The organism is Micromonospora yongxingensis, assembly GCF_052601155.1.
On record NZ_JBQXEO010000029.1, the window covers coordinates 54,752 to 71,874 of the forward strand.

Genomic DNA, 17,123 nt, shown 5'->3' on the forward strand with positions numbered 1-17,123 from the left:
TCAAAGGTGTTCGCGTGACTCGGTCGGTGCGGTCAGCTTCTGCATCAGGGCGTCGTCACGGCGAAGTGCCATACCGAGTGCTCTCAAGCTCATGAACAGTGGCATCGACACGTTCTGACGGAACGCGCGCCCCAGAGCGTGAAGGCTCTCCGGGTCGCTCCGTAGGTGTGCCAGGTCGAGTGTGCAGTCGAACACGATCCTTTGAACGAAGGGCGTCTCGACAACGCGGACGTCACGCCCGATCAGCTCGTCCGAACTGAGCGTGAGTTTCGTGACGCCGACGTACTCCGGCTTTCCGCCCATGTTCAGCCAACGGAAGTAACCGAGCACCTCGGTCCATTCGATCTCGCGGTACGAGACACTCGCCTCTTCGACGAGCTCCCGCTGCATCGCACAGGCGATGAAATGGACCAATGACTGGCCCTTGGATCCGGGTCCCCGGATGTCGTTCAGGTCCACCGATCCCGAGCCTCCGGGTGCGGAGAGGCCGGCGGACGAGGGGGTCTGCGAGCCCTGCGTCGTCAGCACCAGCTTGCCGTCGGTGGTCAGGGCGAGGGTCGACACCCCGATGACGTTGGCTTGGTTGTTCTCGTCCAGCGGCAGGAGGTCACCGTCCCGAATGAACAGGTCGGTTCCTTCGACGAGGGTCGCTCCGGTCCTCCGGTCGATGACTCGCCGCCCGGTCAGGTAGTTCGAGCACACCGTGCTGAAGTAGTCGGTCAGGCTGAGGCTGAGGCTTCCGCCGTTGACCACTATGTCGAGGGTCAGGTCCTCGTCCTGTCGGACGAGCTTGCCGTTGTATATGTGCTTCGAACTTGAGATGGCAATGAGGATGGCGTACGCGAACCGCCCCACCCGTCGGGGAAGCCGCCGCCTGACGGGCGTGAATCCGTAGGTGGCGGCCGAGCGCATCAGCGCGACATCCAGATCATCCCAGGCGACGGCGATCTCGTTGGCGCCCGGCAGCCGAACGACGGTCCCGTCCGTTATCCCGCCCGGGTTGCGTGGCGGAGGGTTTCCCGGGACGAGTGCGATTTCTGGACGCCGCAGCTTCACCCATTCGGGAAGAAACAGCGCAAGGGAGAGCGCGAAGCCGAGCAACCCGGCCAGATATGCCCAACTCCAACTGGCCGCGCCGGCAACCGTCCCCACGACGCCCAGCAGTAATCCGGCCAGCGCACCGTAGTACGTCAGCCGTCCACGCATGCCCGTGACCTGCAGACCCCACCAGTGCCTGAGCCGAGCCGCCAGTAACCAAAGCCGCCGCTTCTCCCGAGCGTCTGGATCCGGTTGTGGTGACATCGCGTCCCTTCGGCTCGCTCCGTCAGGGGGTGTGACCCTGTGCGCCGAGTCAAGCAGCCGTACGCGAGGGGTGGTATCCAGCAACCGGCTGACCGTCATCGAGTCAGCGGTGCGGCGCGATCCGCACGCGGGTCCGATGGATTCCGCGGTCCGGGCGGTCCATCCTGGTGAACCTGCCCATCCGACACTCTGGAGGCGTCCCGCCATGACCTTCGCGCCCGTGATCGTCAGTCTTCCCATCGCCGACCGTGCCACCTCGCATCGCTTCTACCGTGATGCGCTCGGTCTGGAGGCGGTGGGGGAGTTGGCCGACGACGGCATCCCGGAGCCGTTGCAGTTCGTGGTCAACGACGGGCTGCGGCTGATGCTCATTCCGGCCGGCGGTTTCGGCTGGGTGGTCGGCGGGCACGAGGTCGCCGCGCGGGGCCAGAGTGAGTGCCTGCTCAGCCTCGGCGTCACCGCACCCGCCGACGCGGACGCGATCGTCGAGCGGGCGCGTGCCGCCGGTGCCGAGGTGGTCACCGAGCCGGAGGCGCAACCCTGGGGGTACGCCGGCACCTTCGCGGACCCGGACGGTCACCTGTGGATGGTGAGCGTCGAACCGGCGTCCTGAAACCGTCGGTGGGGGCGGTTACGGTCCGGTCGTGACCGTGATCATGGATGCCACCGGTACGCTGCCGACCCCCGCCGAGGAGGCCCGGCTGTGGGAGCTCGTCGAGTCGGCGTGGGCCGGGCTCGGCGCGGAGGCCCTGGCGCTGCGCCGGGCCCTCCTGGAGCGTGACCCCGACGCGGGCGAGGATGACGACGGCGAGATTCGCGCGATCGACGCCTGGTTGGACCCGTTCCTGGAGCGCCTGGGGCAGCTCAGCGCCGAGCTGTCCGCGCAGGAGTTGACCGACCTGGACCGGGTGGTGGAGCGCAAACTGCACGACATCGACCGGGAGGACATCCACGAGGTGACCGACGGCTCGGACGACGGCTTCCTCTACTGCCGGGGCTTCATCGTCGCGCTCGGCCGGGAGTACTACGAGGCGGTCCGAGCCAACCCGGCCCTCGCCCTGCTCGACGCCGACTGTGAGCAGTTCTGCTACTTCTTCGCCCACCTGCACAACGACCGGTTCGGTGCCTGGCCGGACACCGGCTCCGGCATCTCCCGGGAGTCGTTCGGCAACCCCGCCGGCTGGTCGAGCTGACCGCGAGCCGGCGGGGTCAGACGTAGATGTTCTTGGCGTACTCCGGGCCGTAGTGCCGTTCCAGGTCCTCCAGGTTCTCCGTCGGCGCCTCGACCTCCTTGACCAGGCGGGCGCGGGACGGCAGCACCTCCGGCTGCCAGGTCTCCGGTTGCCACAGCGCGGACCGCAGGAACGCCTTGGCGCAGTGGTAGAAGATCTGCTCGATCTCCACCACCACCGCGAGCACGGGCCGGTGCCCCTTGACCACCATGTCGTCGAACCAGGGTGCGTCGCGTACCAGTCGGGCCCGGCCGTTGATCCGCAGCGTGTCGGTCCGCCCCGGGATCATGAAGAGCAGCCCGACGTGCGGGTTGTCCAGGATGTTGCGGTAGCCGTCGGCCCGCCTGTTGCCCGGCCGCTCGGGCAGCGCGATGGTCGTGTCGTCCAGCACCAGGGTGAACCCGGCCGGGTCGCCCTTGGGTGAGACGTCGCAGGTGCCGTCGGCGCCGGCCGTCGCCACCAGGCAGAACGGCGCGGCGGCGAGCCACTCGCGGTCCCGTTCGTGCAGGCGGACGCGTTCCTTGTCGACGGCCCGCGCGCTGGGCACGCCGAGCAGATCGCGCAGTTCCTCGTGCGAGGTGATCTCCACCGTCACGTGTTCCCTCCCGCGGCCGTTGAACCGGGGTGGCAGGTGCCACCGTCCGACGGCCTCGCCCGCCAGCCTAGGCCCCTGGGACCAGCGCGAGGTTTGCGCCTGGTTGTCGGGGGTACGGCCTCACCGCGCGCCGCCGCAGGACCCCGTCACGCGAAACGCCGACCAGTGGAGGCCGGGTAATGGAGAGCCGACTCAAGGTACTGGGTCACCCAGTCCATCCGATGCTGGTCATGTTCCCGGTCGCGCTGCTGGTCACCGCGGCGCTGTTCGACGTGATCGATACCGTCGGCGGGCCCGACTTCCTCGGCGAGGTCGCGTACTGGAACATCACCGTCGGCCTGATCGGCGGTCTGCTCGCCGCGGTGGCCGGCTCGTTCGACCTGCTGGCGATCCCGACCGGCACCCGCGCCAAGCGGGTGGGTCTGCTGCACGCCGGCGCCAACGTCGCCGTGATCCTGCTCTTCGCCGCCGTCTGGGCGGTCCGGCTCAACGCGGACTCCCGGGCCGCCGGTGGCGCGCTGATCGCCATCGAGGTGGTCGCGGTGGCCATCCTCGGCATCAGCGCCTGGCTCGGCGGCGAGCTGGTCGATCGGCTCGGCGTGGGCGTCGACCGCGAGGCCGGTCTGGACGCGCCCAGCTCACTGCGGCCGCCCGCGGCCACCCACCGGATCGGAGAGGCGCGATGAGCGAGCAGCAGCAGCCCGGCGGTTTCGGCCGGGGTTGGCGCGGCCGGCAGCAGGGCTGGGACCCGATGGGCGAGTTGCAGTCGCTGCGCGCCGAGCTGAGCCGGCTGGTCGGCGGCCGGGCCGGCACGTCCGACGTCGAGTTGACCGAGACCTCGGACGGCTGGGAGGTCGTCGTCCGGCTGCCCGGGGTGGCGCCGGAAGAGGTGGCGGTCGAGCTGGACGACCGGGAGTTGTGCGTACGGGCCCGATCCGAGGCGGAGGTCAACGCCGACCAGGGCATCCCGGGCGGCTTCGAGACCCGCGGCTTCGAGTACCGCGTCGACCTGCCCTCCCGCGTCGACCCCGAGGGTATCGACGCGGTGATGGACCACGGCCTGCTCCGGGTCCGGCTGCCCCGGGCGGCGCGACCCACGCCACGCACCATCACCGTCGGCCGCACCGGGCCGCGCTCCACCGGCGTCTCCGGTGGTACGCCGATGCCGGCCGATCCCGCGGCGGACCGGGAGCTGCACCGCCCGGACACCGCCGGTGAGATCGACCGACCGTAGCGGAACCGCGTGGTCACCTCGCCCCTGCTCGGCCCCACGGCCGGGCGCGTACCCGACGTGCGACGGATCGCCGTGCTGCGCGCCAACGCGCTGGGGGACTTCATCTTCGCCCTACCGGCGCTGGAGGCGCTGCGCGCCGCGTACCCCGGGGCGGAGATCGTGCTGCTCGGAGCGCCGTGGCACGCGAAGCTCTGGCGCGACCGGCCCGGCCCGGTGGACCGGGTCCTGGTGGTGCCGCCGGGACCGGGCATCCGCGAGCCGGAACCGGGTGAGCCGGAGTCGTCGATGGACGACTTCCTGGCTGCGGCAGCCGGCGAGGGATTCGACCTGGCGGTGCAGATCCACGGCGGCGGCGCCAACTCCAACCCGCTGATCAGCCGCCTCGGCGCCCGGGTCACGGTGGGGCTGCGAAGCGAGGACGCGCCGCCGCTGGACCGGTGGATCCGCTACGTCTACTACCAGCACGAGGTGATCCGCTTCCTGGAGGTGGTGGCCCTGGTGGGCGCGCCCGCGACCACCATCGTGCCGGCGCTGACGGTCACCGACGCCGACCGGGCCGAAGCGGCGCAGGTGCTCGGCCCGGCGGGCCGGCCTCGGGTGGCGCTGCATCCTGGCGCCACCGACACGCGCCGCCGCTGGCCCGCCGAGCGCTTCGCCGAGGTGGCCCGTGAGCTGCACCGGGACGGGTACGAGGTGCTGGTGACCGGTACTCCCGCCGAGCGGGAGGTGGTGGACCGGGTGGTCGCGGCGGCGGGGGTGCCGGTCCTGCCTCAGGTGGGCACGCTCAGCCTCGGCGGCTTGGCCGGCTGCTACGCCGACTGCGCGCTGGTCGTCTCCAACGACACCGGCCCCCTGCACCTGGCCGCCGCGGTGGGCGTCTCGACGGTCGGCGTCTACTGGGTCGGCAACCTCATCAACACGGGCAATCCGCTGCGCGGCCGGCACCGGCCGATCAGCTCGTGGATGGTGCACTGCCCGGTCTGCGGGGTGGACTGCACGCCCGGCATCTACCCGCACCGGCCGGGTGACGGCGAGTGCCCGCACCGGGATTCCTTCGTGACGGACGTGCCGGTGGCCGAGGTGCTGGAGGCCGCCAGGGAGTTGCTCAACCCGGAGCCCGGAGCGCCCTGACCCGCACCGACCCGCCGGTGGTTCAGGCCGGCTGCGGGCTGTCCTCGTCGGCGAGCACGACCTCCCACGCCTCGACGTCCCGTTCGGTGACGGTGGTGGGGGATTCCAGGTGGTAGGCGCCGCTGGGCAGGATGCCGGCGCCGCCGTACCGGGCCAGCACCGCGAGTTGGGCGGCGACGTCCTCGCCCTGGTGCTTCTCCGGCAACCGGCGCCAGAAGTCGAAGCCGCCGGAGTCGACGAGCTTGGCCCGGTCGTAGAGCACGCATCCGCCGATCCAGGAGATCTTGTACGCCCTCCACGCGCCGGGCGGCAGCGCCAACTGCTCGGTGACGTGCAGCAGGTTGGCCGCCGAGTGGATCTGGGCCCGGTGCCACTGCGGGGTGTCCGGCTGGATCCGCTCCGGTGTCGGTGTGCCGATCCACTCCTCGTAGTGCCCGTGCGTCTCCGGTCGCACGTCGTCGGTGTACGAGAGACCGTGCACGGCGTTGCCGACGAAACCACAGCCCAGCTCCCCGAGCGCCGTGACCAGCCGGTGTAGCGCCCCCGGCTCCAGCCAGACGTCGTCGTCGAGGGTGAGCACGTACCGGGCCGCCGAGGCGGCGAGCAGGTACGCCCGGTGCTCGGCCAGCCCGCGCCGGGGCAGCCGGCGGGTCAGCAGCACCGGGTGACCCCGGTGGCGCAACGCCCGGACCATGGTGGCCGCCGCAGGATGGGCGTACGCCGGATCGCCGTCGGACTGGTCGCTCACCACCACCCCGAAACCGGGCACCCCCTCCTGCGCGGCGAGCCCGGCCAGGGTGACGGCCAGCTCGGCGGGCCGGTTGCGGGTCGGGATCAGCACGTCGACCTGCCGGTCGTCGCGGAACGCCACCGCGGTGCCGAGGTCGAGGGGTCGGTTCACGACGCTCGGGTGCGGGTGCGCAGCGACGGGTCCGGCTGCCGGTCCTGGCCGTGCGGCGCCGCATCGGGTTCGCGGTCCTGGCTGTGCGACCGGATCCGCTCGATGATGGCCGAGGTGGACCGGTCCGGCACGTACCCGAGGGTGCGCACCTGGCCGCCCAGCCGGCGCACCAGTGGCGCCTCCGGCACCAGCTCCGGCGGGTAGTCGCCGCCCTTGACGTAGACGTCTGGCCGGACGGCCTCGATCAGCGCGGCGGGCGAGTCCTCCTCGAAGACGACGACGTGGTCCACACAGGACAGCGCCGCGAGCAGGGCGCCCCGGTCCTCCACCGGGTTCACCGGGCGGTCCGGCCCCTTCAGCCGGCGTACGCTGCCGTCGGAGTTGACCGCCACGATGAGCAGGTCGCCCAGGGCGCGGGCCTGCTCCAGGTAGCGCACGTGCCCACGGTGCAGCACGTCGAAGCAGCCGTTGGTGAACACCACCGACCGCCCGGCGTCGCGGTGCTCGGCGACGATCGCGTCGAGTTCGTCGGTGCCGACAAGTGCCGGATGCCCGCTGCTCGCCGACGGCTGGTCGAGCACGGCGAGCAGGTCCTCGCGCCGGCACACGCAGGTGCCGGTGTCGGAAACGGTGATGGTGGCCGCCAGTTGGGCGAGCTGGGCGGCGGTCGGCAGCGGCGCGTCGGCGGCCAGGGCCAGCGTCATCGCCGCCAGGTACGCGTCGCCGGCGCCCACGGCGTGGCTCGCCGGGACCGGTGTGCTGTGGCTACGTCGGGGCTCCCCGTCGGCGCCGCCGACCACGGCGCCCTCGGTGTCCAGGGTCACGGCGACCACGTCGGCGCCGGTGTGTGCGCGCAGCTCGGCCAGTCGTGACTCGGCCAGCCCAGCGCGGTCGACGCCCTCGCCGGCCTCGGAGTTCACGGTCACGCCGGTGCCCGTGACGCTGAGCCCGTCGCCGGTGAGGGCGACCCGGCCTTCGCCGCGGGTGGGTTCCCCGACGGGCCCGGGGCGGTCGGCCCGCGTCGGGTCCGGGGCGGTCGCGGCCGGGACGTCGTCCACGTGGGAACCGCCCGGGGCGGTGCCGACGGTCAGTTCGGACGGTCCGTCAGCCGGGTCGCTGTCGGGGTGTTCCAGATGCAGTTCGACGCCGGCGGGTGGGCGGGTCGCACCGCCGGCCCGGGCCAGCAGTCGGGTCGCCTCCGCGAAGCTGGGGGTGACCACGGTCGGCGCGAGGCCCCGCCAGTCGGCCAGGTCGTGGGCGTCGAGCGCGACCGTGGCGTACCGCTCCCGCTGCTCGACCAGCCACGCGCGGACCGGCGCGGGCAGCGCGCCCAGGCCGTAGTCGCAGACCACCAGGGTCGGCGCCTCCCCGCCGGCGGCGGCGCGCAGCTCCTCGGTGGCGCAGTCCAGGGCGGTGAGCAGCCGGGTCACCCCGTCCGGGTCGAGTGCGTCGTCCGGGTCACCGGAGTCCTCCCGGAGCAGGATCTGGTTGCCGGCCAGCATCCGCCGCTTGACCGGGGTGGGCCGGCCGGGCTGGTTGACCGTGCGGTCCCACACTCCGGCGCGGTCCAGGCAGTCGTGTAGCTCGTCGCCGGCGACGTCCGCGCCCACCGGCGCCACCAGCACGGCCCGACCGCCGAGGGCGGCGACGTTGACGGCGGTGTTGGCGGCCCCACCGGCGGCGGAGATCCGCCGCCGCAGGGTGAGGACGGGGGCGGGTGCCTCACGGCACAGCCGGTCGGAGTCGGCGAACCGCCACTCGTCCAACATGGCGTCGCCGATGATCAGGACCGGGCGCCCGAGCCAGCTCTCCACGACGGTGGCGAGCCGGCGCTGTTCCGCTGCTGCTCCTGCCATGCCTCCCGGGGTCCCCAGTGCCTCCGGGGTCAAACCTTGGCGGTGATCGACCCCAGGGCGGGCCGCCGGGCTTCTCGGGCTCGCCCGCTCGCAGCGGTGCCCGAACCGCCCACGGTGCCCGCCTGGGGGCGTTTCGGGTGTTCGGGCCCGGGAAGGAAATTGGGGTACCCGGAGAGGAGATGCATCGAGATGGCAACGACGACACTGCAGGGCAAGCGGATCGCCTTCCTGGCCGCAGACGGCGTCGAGGAGGTCGAGTACGTCCAGCCCCGCGAGGCGGTGGAGAACGCCGGCGCGACGGTCGAGCTGGTGTCGCTCAAGCCCGGCTCCATCCAGTCCTTCAACCACCTGGACCAGTCCAGGACGTACGACGTGGACGTCACCGCGGACAAGGCGGACGCCGGCGGCTACGACGCGCTGGTGTTGCCGGGCGGGGTGGCGAACCCGGATTTCCTGCGTACGGATGACGATGCGGTCGGGTTCGTGCGGGCGTTCTTCGATGCGGGCAAGCCGGTCGGGGTGATCTGCCACGGTCCGTGGACGCTGATCGAGGCGGACGTGGTGCGCGGCCGGCGGATCACGTCCTGGCCGAGCCTGCGCACCGACCTGACCAACGCCGGTGCGACCTGGGTCGACGAGGAGTGCGTCACCGACGGCAACCTGACCAGCAGTCGCAAGCCCGACGACCTTCCCGCCTTCTGCCAGCGGATCACCGAGACCTTCGCCGGCTGATCCCCGTTCCACACCCGGCGCCTTGGTCGTGGGTCGCTGGACCTCATGATCAACGCCGGGTGCGGTGGGAGGTTTTTCCCGACCCGGCGCATGTTCCGTGTCGGCCGGGAAAGAAGGCGAGATGACCGAAGCCTCCGCCGCGCCGGTGCTGAACCGTCAGCAGATCCGGCTGCTCATGATCGGTCTGATGACCGGCATGCTGCTGGCCGCCCTCGACCAGACCATCGTCGGTACGGCCCTGCCGACCATCGTCGGTGAGCTGGGCGGGATCAACCACTACTCGTGGGTCGTCACCGCGTACCTGCTGGCCTCGACCGCGTCGACGCCGCTGTACGGCAAGATGGCCGACCTGTACGGGCGCCGTCCGGTCTTCCTCTTCTCGATCGGCACGTTCCTGGTCGGGTCGTTGCTCGCCGGGCTCTCGCAGAACATGACCCAGCTGATCGTCACCCGGGGCATCCAGGGCGTCGGCGCGGGTGGTCTGTTGACGCTGGCGTTCACGATCATCTCGGACGTCGTCTCACCGCGGGAGCGGGGCCGCTACCAGGGGCTCTTCGGAGCCGTCTTCGGGATCTCGTCGGTGGCCGGCCCGCTGGTCGGTGGTTACTTCGCGGAGACCGACTGGCGGTGGATCTTCTACATCAACGTGCCGCTGGCGATCCTCGCCATCGTGGTCTGCTACCACGTGATGCGGCTGATCCCGTTCGAGCGCCGGAACCACGCGATCGACTGGCTCGGCGCCGGCCTGCTCGTCGCCGGGGTGAGCTCCCTGCTGCTGGCGCTGAGCTGGGGCGGCAACGAGTACGCCTGGGGCTCCGGAGTGATCATCGGTCTCTTCGTGGCGGGCGCGGTGCTCGCCGTCCTCTTCGTGCTCCAGGAGGCCCGCGTCGCCGAGCCCATCCTGCCGCTGCGGCTGTTCCGCAGCGCCACCTTCGCGCTCGCCAACTCGGCCGGCTTCGTGCTCGGTCTGGTGATGTTCGGGTCGATCATCTTCATCCCGCTGTACCTGCAGATCGTCAAGGGCGCCTCGCCGACCCGCAGCGGTCTGCTGATGCTGCCGATGATGACGGGCATCATCGTCACCTCGATCCTCACGGGGCGGGCGATGAGCCGGATCGGCCGCTACAAGTGGTTCCCGGTGGCCGGGTCGGTGACCCTGCTGGTCGGCATGTTCCTGTTCACCCAGCTGTCGGTGGGCACCTCGCTCTGGATCGCCTTCGGCTTCATGGTGGTGATCGGCGTCGGCCTGGGTCTGTGCATGCAGTCGCTGGTCCTCGCGGTGCAGAACGCGGTCTCCGTGCGCGACCTGGGCGCGGGCACCTCGTCGGCGACCTTCTTCCGGTCGCTGGGCGGTTCGTTCGGGGTGGCGATCCTCGGCGCGGTGCTGTCCTCCCGGCTCGCCGGAGGGCTGGCCGACCGGCTGCCCGGCGCGATCGCCCAGCTTCCACCGCAGCAGCAGGCAGAGGTGGCGGCGAGCGGCGGCACGAACATCTCGATCAACGATCCGGCGACCATCATGGCCCTGCCCGGGCCGGTGCGGGCGGCGATCCAGAACGCGTTCGTCGACGCGCTGGACATGGTCTTCCTGACCGCCGGACTGATCGCGATCCTGGCCGTGCTGGTGACCGTGGCGCTGCCGAACGAACAGCTCCGGGGCGCCGGGCCGGAGGGCGCCAAGGGCGGTGCCGACCCGCTCGGCGGTGAGGCTCCGGCACCCGGCGGCAAGCCGCTGACCCGCGAATCCAAGGATGAGGCGGCCGCCGACATGGAGGCCAAGTCCCAGACGATGATCTGACGGCGTCGACACCGACCGCCCCGGACCCCTCCGGGACGGTCGGTGTCATCCGGCCACGAGGCGTAGCGGCTGCGCGGGTCGGCTGTTGAGGCGGTCGAGCGCGTCGGAGGTCGCCGCGTCGGCAGGAAGGTGGACGATCAGGCGCTGGTCGTCGTCCGCGGGGAGTTCGAGGGTCTCGTACGCGAGCCGGAGCATCCCCACCTCGGGATGGGCCAGACGGAAGACGCCGCTGGCCTTCGGCAGGCCGGGAACGGTGTCGACGCGATGAGTGAAGGCGTCCCCGGCGGTGACGGTCAGCTCGTCCGCCAGGGCGGCCGTGGGCGGATACGCCCGGAACGGGCCCTGCTTGAGGGCGGCGACCTGCTCGTCGGCGATGTGGTCCCAGTCGGGGTAGGTGCTGCGTGCGCGGCTGTCGGTGAGGACGAACCGGGCGAGGTTGGGCTCTGTCGCGTCCAGCAACCCGGTCGGTCCAGCCAGCCGTTCGTAACCGGCGGTGTGGGCGAGGATGTCGCTGAGCTGGTTGAGCAGCACCGCCGGCGTGGGTTCGAGACGGTCGAGAAGGGCCTGAACGGTCGGACGTACGGTGCGCGCCGGCGTGCTGTGGCCCCGGCAGTTGAAGCCGGCATCGGCCGCCTTGGTGAGGCGGTGCAGGTGGACGCGTTCGTTGCGGGTCAACCGAAGTGCGTTGGCGAGCGCGGCGAGCACCTGCGGGGACGGTCGGCGGTCGCGGCCCTGTTCGAGTCTCGTGACGTACTCCACGCTCACGTCGGCGAGGGCCGCCACCTCCGAGCGGCGCAGCCCGGCGGCGCGGCGGCGCGGCCCGGTGGGGAGACCCACCTCGGCGGGAGTCACCGCTTCACGGCGGACGCGCAGGAACAACCCGAGCTCGTTGTCGCTCACCATCCGAACGTAACAACGGAGGCCGTTCGGATGGTGTCCCTGCCACTACCAGCCTCAGTCCGGCCTCCCTGGCTTCCGGCCAGCTGACGACCGTTGGGGAAGGCGCTCGACAGCGGTCGAGCGTAGATCCCTGGTTGTCAGGAGCTGAATCATGAGTCGTACGGTTGTGGTCGTCGGCGGCGGTTATGGGGGCACGGCGGTTGCCAAGGCGCTGGAGTCGCAGGTCGATGTCGTCCTCATCGATCCTCGGGACGCGTTCGTCAACGTTGCGGGATCGCTGCGAGCGCTCACCCGGCCCGACTGGGCCGGCAACATGTTCTTTCCCTTCGACACGTTGCTCACGCGGGGCACGGTCATCCGCGGTCGAGTGGTCTCGGTGGATCCTGGCGGCGTCACCCTGGCCTCAGGTGAGCGTGTCGCGGCAGACTATTTGGTCCTGGCCACCGGCTCCAGTTACGCCTACCCGGCCAGGCTCGACGCCGACTCCATCGACGAGGCGCTCGACGACCTGCGCCAGACCAACAAGGAGCTGGCCAGCGCCGAGCGGGTACTGATCCTCGGCGCCGGGCCGGTCGGGTTGGAGTTGGCCGGTGAGATCAAGGACGTGTGGCCGGACAAGCACGTGACCATCGTCGATCCGGCCGATCAACTGCTGCCCGGCTTCAGGTCGGAGATGCGCGACGACCTCCACCGGCAGCTCGACGAGCTTGGCATCCAGTTGCGGCTGGGTACCGGGCTGGTCGCGCCGTTGGCGACCGAGTCCAATCGGGCCGCGACCTTCACGGCCACCACCACCGATGGCGACGAGATCACTGCCGACATCTGGTTTCGCGCCTTTGGCGTGCGCATCAACAGCGACTACCTCGCCGACGGCCGGCTGACCACGCTCACTCCGGACGGGCAGGTATCCGTCACCGAGACTCTCAACGTCCGCGGGCCCGACCACATCCTCGGCCACGTCTACGCGGTCGGCGACCTCACCGATGTCGCCGAGGACAAGATGGCGGCGTACGCGTTGCAGCACGCCGAGGTCGTGGTGCGGAACATCACCGCCCAACTGCGAGGCGAGCAGCTCACGGCCACCTACCAGCCCATGCCCCACCCCATGATCCTGGTCCCACTCGGGTCGCGTCACGGTGTCGGCCAGATGCCCACGCCCGACGGCCCGGCCGTCGTCCCTGCCGCGACGGTCTCCGAGTACAAGGGCACCGACCTGTTCACCGGCCGCTTCACCGAACAGTTCGGCCCGAACGCCGGCTGAAGGCCGGCGATCATCGCGGGGTCAGGCGGGGCGGCGGTAGACGCCGTACCACCAGGTCGCGGCCAACTCTCGGGCGGCCGCCGCGTCGGTGTCGGGGTCGGCCGAGGTGGCGCTGACGTGATCGGCGAGGAAGCGGTCGCCACCGATCACGATCAGCCGACTGGCTGTCTCCACGTCGATGCTCGCGGGGGTGCGCCCGGCCTCCTGCTCGGCGCGGAGCGCCTCCACGGTGCGCGCCACGAACTGTTGCAGCCCGGCGGCCCAGTAGTCCCGGACCGTCTCGTCGTACGCGGCGACCTCGGTGACCGCCGCAAGCACCGGGGCGTATGTGCGGTAGATGCGGATCACGTCGACGAAGACCTCACTGAGCACCTCGAGTTGGTCGCCGGGCGCGCCCGGATCCCAGTCGCGGATCCGGTCGAAGGACGTCTCCCGCATGGTGCCCGCGAGGCGCATGAGCAGCTCGCTCTTGTCCCGAAAGTGGGTGTAGAAGGTCGACCGCGCCACGCCGGCCTCGGCGGCGATGCGCTGCACGCCGAGGTCGGTGAAGCGGATCCCCTCCTTCAGCAGCCGCTCGGTGGCCGCGAGCACCCGCGCTTCGACGGCGGCTCGGCCGTCGGGGTTGCGGGGGCGGCGGCGGGTGATCGAGGGCATAGCCGGAATCCTAGGTGGCCGGGGGTGGGGCGGGCGACGTACGCTCATTGCCGGACACAGTGTCCGACATTGTGACCACGGAGCCCTGACCTCGGCCTCCGACCCCCGCACCATGAGGAGAGCAACACGTGAAGTACCGACTGTTGGGCACCACCGGGGTGTACGTCTCGGAGATCTCGCTCGGCGCGATGACCTTCGGTGGCAGCGGGCACCCGCTCTGGGGGACCCTCGGCGGGCTGGCGCTGCCCGACGTGCAGCGGATGGTGGACACCGCGCTGGACGCGGGGGTCAACTTCATCGACACCGCCGACGGCTACAGCGACGGCGAGAGCGAGGAGTTGCTCGGCCAGGCGCTCGGCAAGCGGCGCCGCGACGTCGTGCTCGCCACCAAGGTGCACTCGCGGACCGGCCCCGGCCCGAACGACGTGGGCACCTCCCGGCTGCACATCATGCAGAACCTGGAGGACAGCCTGCGCCGGCTGGGCACCGATCACATCGACCTGTACCAGATCCACAACTTCGACCAGGTCACCCCGATGGAGGAGATGCTGCGGGCCCTGGACGACGCGGTCCGGCAGGGCAAGGTCCGCTACATCGGCGCCGCCAACTTCGCCGCCTGGCAGATGTCCAAGGCGCTGGGCATCTCCGCCCGGGAGAAGCTCGCCGGCTTCGTCTCGGTGCAGGAGTACTACTCCCTGCTGGGCCGCGACGTGGAGCGCGACGTGGTGCCGATGGCGCTCGACGAGGGCGTCGGGCTGACCGTGTGGAGCCCGCTCGCCGGTGGTTTCCTCTCCGGCAAGGTCAGCCGGGACGGTGCCGTCGCCGACAGTGGCGCGCGCAGCGCCCAGCCCGGTTACGCCAGCTTCACCCCGTTCGACCCGGAGCACGCCTTCGCCGTGGTCGACGTGCTCAAGGGTGTCGCCGAGCGGCACGAGGTGAGCCCGGCCCGGGTGGCGGTCGCCTGGCTGCTGTCCCGACCGGCCGTGACCAGCGTGATCGTCGGTGCGCGCAAGCACGAGCAGTTGGTGGACAACATCGCCGCCTCGGACCTCACGCTGACCGAGCAGGACCTCACCGAGCTGGACGAGGCCACCAAGCTGCCGGTCGCGTACCCGAACTGGATCCAGGAGGGGTTCTTCGCCGGGATCCGCCACCCGCAGTGAGGCACGGCCCCGGGGTCGGTGACCCCGGGGCCGCCCTACTTGAGGATCAGCCGGTTCGTCTGCTCGAAGACGTCCAGGTCGGCCAGGGTCTCGGTGACCGAGACGGAGAGCGGGGCCGGCAACCGGTCCGGGGGGAAGAAGCCGGCGTCGGTGGTCTCGTCGGTGACCCGGGAGAGCTGCCCGTCCCACTCGTCCACCCGGAACGCCGTGGTGAAGACCTGGTACGTGTGCCCGTACATGTTGGTGCTGGTCCGGTCCGGGCCGGTGTAGAGGGCGAACGCGGAGACCCGGAGCGCCCGCAGCCCGGTCTCCTCACGGACCTCCCGCACCGCGCAGTCCGCGATCGACTCACCCAGCTCCATCGCCCCGGCCGGCATGGCCCACTGGCCGTTGTCCGAGCGTTGGATCAGCAGGATGCGTCCGGCGTTGTCGCGGACCACGGCGCGGGCGCCGACGAACATCAGCGTCCGGTCCCCGGCGAGCGCGCGCAGCTGTCCCACGTACGAGTCGGCCCAGGAGATGCTCACCTGCGACAATTTACGGGGGTTCCCAACGTGTGACCGCCGACACTAGCTTGTTACCCATGCGTAGCACGATGATGGACGCCCCCCTGCAGATCTCCCGGATCCTCGACCACGGCGCCACCGTGCACGGCACGGCCGAGGTGGTGACCTGGACCGGCGCGGAACCCCGCCGGATGACGTACGCCGAGGTGGGGCGGTCGGCCGCCCGGCTGGCACACGCGCTGCGCGACGAGTGCGGGGTGACCGGCGACGAACGGGTCGCCACCTTCATGTGGAACAACAACGAGCACCTGGTGGCCTACTTCGCGGTGCCGAGCATGGGCGCGGTGCTGCACACCCTCAACATCCGGCTCTTTCCCGACCAGGTCACCTACATCGCCAACCACGCCGAGGACCGGGTGGTGCTGGTCGACAGCACGCTCATCCCGCTGCTGGCCCGGGTGATCGGCGAGCTGACCACGGTGCGGCACGTGGTGGTCGTCGGTGGCGGCGACCCGGCACCGTTGGTGGAGGCGGCCGGCGACCGGATCGCCGTGCACCACTGGGACGCGCTGCTCGCCGACCGGCCCGAGGTGTTCGAGTGGCCCGAGGTGGACGAGCGGGACGCGGCGGCGCTCTGCTACACCTCCGGCACGACCGGCAACCCGAAGGGTGTCGCCTACTCGCACCGGTCGATCTACCTGCACTCGTTGCAGGTCTGCACGCCGGAGGGTTTCGGGCTCGCGCCGACCGACCGGGAGCTGGCCATCGTGCCGATGTTCCACGCGATGTCGTGGGGTCTGCCGTATGCCGCGTTCCTCTCCGGCGCGTCGCTGATCATGCCGGACCGGTTCCTCCAGGCCGCGCCGATCGCCGAGATGATCGCCGCCGAGCGGCCCACCCTGGCCGGCGCGGTGCCGACCATCTGGACGGACCTGCTGGCCTACCTGGACAGCCACGACGTGGACACCTCCTCGCTCAAGGAGGTGATCGTCGGCGGCTCGGCCTGCCCGCCGGCGCTGATGCACGCGTTCGACGAGCGGCACGGGATCGACGTCATCCACGCCTGGGGCATGACGGAGATGTCCCCGCTGGGTTCGGTCTCCCGCCCGCCGGCCGGCGTGACCGGTGAGGAGGCGTGGCGCTACCGCTACACGCAGGGCCGGGTGCCGGCGGGGGTGCAGGCGAGGATCGTCGGCCCGCTGGGCGAGCCGATGCCCGCCGACGGCACGGCCGTGGGTGAGCTGGAGGTCCGTGGGCCGTGGGTGACCGCCCGGTACGTGGGCGACGACGCCCCCGACGAGGAGAAGTTCCGCGACGGCTGGCTGCGGACGGGCGACGTGGGCACCCTGTCGGCGGACGGGTACCTGACCCTGACGGACCGGGCCAAGGACGTCATCAAGTCCGGCGGTGAGTGGATCTCGTCGGTGGAGCTGGAGAACGCGCTGATGGCCCACCCGGCGGTGCTGGAGGCGTGCGTGGTGGGTGTGCCGGACGAGCGGTGGGACGAGCGGCCGCTGGCCACCGTGGTCGTCCGGGAGGGTGCCTCAGTGACGGCGGAGGAGCTGCGCGACTTCCTGGCCGGCTCGGTGGCCCGCTGGCAGTTGCCCGAGCGGTGGGCGTTCATCGACGCGGTGCCGAAGACCAGCGTGGGCAAGTTCGACAAGAAGGTCGTCCGTTCGCGGTACGCCGGGGGCGAGCTGACTGTCCGGGAGCTGACAGCCCCGTAACGTTTTTCCGGGCACCGTCGCCTGTTGGGCAGAGGAGTCTCCTGAACATTCCTCCCCAGGGGGGCGGCCCCGGCGTTCGCACCGCGCCGGGGCCGCCCTTTACATGCGGGGCGACCCGCACCGTCATTGTTGCG

At 71.2% G+C, this 17,123-nt stretch carries 17 protein-coding genes; 10 read left to right on the plus strand and 7 right to left on the minus strand.

From position 1 onward, the window contains the following. Positions 1-1,206, minus strand: a complete 1,206-nt coding sequence (locus tag ACTWLT_RS27095; RefSeq protein ID WP_445320759.1) for a hypothetical protein — start codon at positions 1,204-1,206, stop codon at positions 1-3. A gap of 301 nt (positions 1,207-1,507) precedes the next feature. Between ACTWLT_RS27095 and ACTWLT_RS27100 the strand changes: the two genes are divergently transcribed. Both ACTWLT_RS27100 and ACTWLT_RS27105 read left to right on the plus strand, forming a co-directional pair. Further along, a complete protein-coding gene (locus ACTWLT_RS27100) occupies positions 1,508-1,915 on the plus strand; it encodes a VOC family protein (protein ID WP_445320760.1) in 408 nt (135 codons plus the stop codon). A 31-nt stretch (positions 1,916-1,946) separates the two neighbouring features. Further along, positions 1,947-2,495, plus strand: coding sequence for a DUF4240 domain-containing protein (locus tag ACTWLT_RS27105; protein ID WP_445320761.1), 549 nt, complete (start codon positions 1,947-1,949; stop codon positions 2,493-2,495). A 16-nt stretch (positions 2,496-2,511) separates the two neighbouring features. Here ACTWLT_RS27105 and ACTWLT_RS27110 read toward each other — a convergent pair whose 3' ends face one another. After that, positions 2,512-3,129 (minus strand): pyridoxamine 5'-phosphate oxidase family protein, encoded by a 618-nt coding sequence (locus tag ACTWLT_RS27110; protein WP_445320762.1) that lies wholly within the window; start codon positions 3,127-3,129, stop codon positions 2,512-2,514. Positions 3,130-3,308: 179 nt separating this feature from the next. On the opposite strand from ACTWLT_RS27110, the gene ACTWLT_RS27115 reads away from it, so the two are divergent. Genes ACTWLT_RS27115 through ACTWLT_RS27125 form a run of 3 tightly spaced genes read left to right on the plus strand, consistent with a single transcriptional unit; the run spans position 3,309 to position 5,494 of the window. Then, complete coding sequence (locus ACTWLT_RS27115; RefSeq protein ID WP_445320763.1) at positions 3,309-3,815, plus strand: DUF2231 domain-containing protein; 507 nt, start codon at positions 3,309-3,311, stop codon at positions 3,813-3,815. Beyond that, the gene (locus tag ACTWLT_RS27120; protein WP_445320764.1) at positions 3,812-4,363 is read left to right on the plus strand and encodes an Hsp20/alpha crystallin family protein; all 552 of its coding nucleotides are present in this window, start codon (positions 3,812-3,814) and stop codon (positions 4,361-4,363) included. The genes ACTWLT_RS27115 and ACTWLT_RS27120 overlap by 4 nt, the downstream gene beginning before the upstream one ends. A gap of 9 nt (positions 4,364-4,372) precedes the next feature. Continuing rightward, positions 4,373-5,494 (plus strand): glycosyltransferase family 9 protein, encoded by a 1,122-nt coding sequence (locus tag ACTWLT_RS27125; protein WP_445320765.1) that lies wholly within the window; start codon positions 4,373-4,375, stop codon positions 5,492-5,494. A gap of 22 nt (positions 5,495-5,516) precedes the next feature. Here the strand turns inward: ACTWLT_RS27125 and ACTWLT_RS27130 are convergent, their stop codons facing one another. Beyond that, a complete protein-coding gene (locus tag ACTWLT_RS27130) occupies positions 5,517-6,395 on the minus strand; it encodes a glycosyltransferase family 2 protein (RefSeq protein WP_445320766.1) in 879 nt (292 codons plus the stop codon). Next, positions 6,392-8,251 carry a D-glycero-beta-D-manno-heptose 1-phosphate adenylyltransferase gene (rfaE2, locus tag ACTWLT_RS27135; RefSeq protein ID WP_445320767.1) on the minus strand — a complete coding sequence of 620 codons (1,860 nt, stop codon included), beginning with the start codon at positions 8,249-8,251 and terminating at the stop codon, positions 6,392-6,394. The genes ACTWLT_RS27130 and rfaE2 overlap by 4 nt, the downstream gene beginning before the upstream one ends. 189 nt (positions 8,252-8,440) lie before the next feature. Between rfaE2 and ACTWLT_RS27140 the strand changes: the two genes are divergently transcribed. Together ACTWLT_RS27140 and ACTWLT_RS27145 are read left to right on the plus strand one after the other, a co-directional pair. Beyond that, complete coding sequence (locus ACTWLT_RS27140) at positions 8,441-8,983, plus strand: type 1 glutamine amidotransferase domain-containing protein (protein ID WP_445320768.1); 543 nt, start codon at positions 8,441-8,443, stop codon at positions 8,981-8,983. A 121-nt stretch (positions 8,984-9,104) separates the two neighbouring features. Beyond that, on the plus strand, positions 9,105-10,778 hold the full coding sequence (locus ACTWLT_RS27145; protein WP_445320769.1) for an MDR family MFS transporter: 1,674 nt from the start codon (positions 9,105-9,107) through the stop codon (positions 10,776-10,778). 45 nt (positions 10,779-10,823) lie between these two features. Here the strand turns inward: ACTWLT_RS27145 and ACTWLT_RS27150 are convergent, their stop codons facing one another. Next, entirely contained in the window at positions 10,824-11,681 is an 858-nt protein-coding gene (locus tag ACTWLT_RS27150) for a helix-turn-helix transcriptional regulator (protein ID WP_445320770.1), read from the minus strand. 148 nt (positions 11,682-11,829) lie between these two features. Between ACTWLT_RS27150 and ACTWLT_RS27155 the strand changes: the two genes are divergently transcribed. Beyond that, positions 11,830-12,939 carry an NAD(P)/FAD-dependent oxidoreductase gene (locus ACTWLT_RS27155; protein ID WP_445320771.1) on the plus strand — a complete coding sequence of 370 codons (1,110 nt, stop codon included), beginning with the start codon at positions 11,830-11,832 and terminating at the stop codon, positions 12,937-12,939. Between the two features lie 21 nt (positions 12,940-12,960). Here ACTWLT_RS27155 and ACTWLT_RS27160 read toward each other — a convergent pair whose 3' ends face one another. Next, entirely contained in the window at positions 12,961-13,593 is a 633-nt protein-coding gene (locus ACTWLT_RS27160; protein ID WP_445320772.1) for a TetR/AcrR family transcriptional regulator, read from the minus strand. Positions 13,594-13,721: 128 nt separating this feature from the next. On the opposite strand from ACTWLT_RS27160, the gene ACTWLT_RS27165 reads away from it, so the two are divergent. After that, the gene (locus tag ACTWLT_RS27165) at positions 13,722-14,756 is read left to right on the plus strand and encodes an aldo/keto reductase (RefSeq protein ID WP_445320773.1); all 1,035 of its coding nucleotides are present in this window, start codon (positions 13,722-13,724) and stop codon (positions 14,754-14,756) included. A gap of 35 nt (positions 14,757-14,791) precedes the next feature. Here ACTWLT_RS27165 and ACTWLT_RS27170 read toward each other — a convergent pair whose 3' ends face one another. Beyond that, complete coding sequence (locus ACTWLT_RS27170; RefSeq protein WP_252416114.1) at positions 14,792-15,283, minus strand: NUDIX domain-containing protein; 492 nt, start codon at positions 15,281-15,283, stop codon at positions 14,792-14,794. A 71-nt stretch (positions 15,284-15,354) separates the two neighbouring features. On the opposite strand from ACTWLT_RS27170, the gene ACTWLT_RS27175 reads away from it, so the two are divergent. Beyond that, a complete protein-coding gene (locus ACTWLT_RS27175) occupies positions 15,355-16,989 on the plus strand; it encodes a fatty acid--CoA ligase (protein WP_445320788.1) in 1,635 nt (544 codons plus the stop codon). Positions 16,990-17,123 lie beyond the last annotated feature (134 nt).

Excerpts from the sequence above, each read along its gene's own strand:
- ACTWLT_RS27095 (WP_445320759.1), bottom strand. The coding sequence starts at position 1,206 with ATGCGTGGACGGCTGACGTACTACGGTGCGCTGGCCGGATTACTGCTG.
- ACTWLT_RS27100 (WP_445320760.1), top strand. The coding sequence starts at position 1,508 with ATGACCTTCGCGCCCGTGATCGTCAGTCTTCCCATCGCCGACCGTGCC.
- ACTWLT_RS27115 (WP_445320763.1), top strand. The coding sequence starts at position 3,309 with ATGGAGAGCCGACTCAAGGTACTGGGTCACCCAGTCCATCCGATGCTG.
- ACTWLT_RS27120 (WP_445320764.1), top strand. The coding sequence starts at position 3,812 with ATGAGCGAGCAGCAGCAGCCCGGCGGTTTCGGCCGGGGTTGGCGCGGC.
- rfaE2 (WP_445320767.1), bottom strand. The coding sequence starts at position 8,251 with ATGGCAGGAGCAGCAGCGGAACAGCGCCGGCTCGCCACCGTCGTGGAG.
- ACTWLT_RS27140 (WP_445320768.1), top strand. The coding sequence starts at position 8,441 with ATGGCAACGACGACACTGCAGGGCAAGCGGATCGCCTTCCTGGCCGCA.
- ACTWLT_RS27145 (WP_445320769.1), top strand. The coding sequence starts at position 9,105 with ATGACCGAAGCCTCCGCCGCGCCGGTGCTGAACCGTCAGCAGATCCGG.
- ACTWLT_RS27150 (WP_445320770.1), bottom strand. The coding sequence starts at position 11,681 with ATGGTGAGCGACAACGAGCTCGGGTTGTTCCTGCGCGTCCGCCGTGAA.
- ACTWLT_RS27155 (WP_445320771.1), top strand. The coding sequence starts at position 11,830 with ATGAGTCGTACGGTTGTGGTCGTCGGCGGCGGTTATGGGGGCACGGCG.
- ACTWLT_RS27160 (WP_445320772.1), bottom strand. The coding sequence starts at position 13,593 with ATGCCCTCGATCACCCGCCGCCGCCCCCGCAACCCCGACGGCCGAGCC.
- ACTWLT_RS27175 (WP_445320788.1), top strand. The coding sequence starts at position 15,355 with ATGGACGCCCCCCTGCAGATCTCCCGGATCCTCGACCACGGCGCCACC.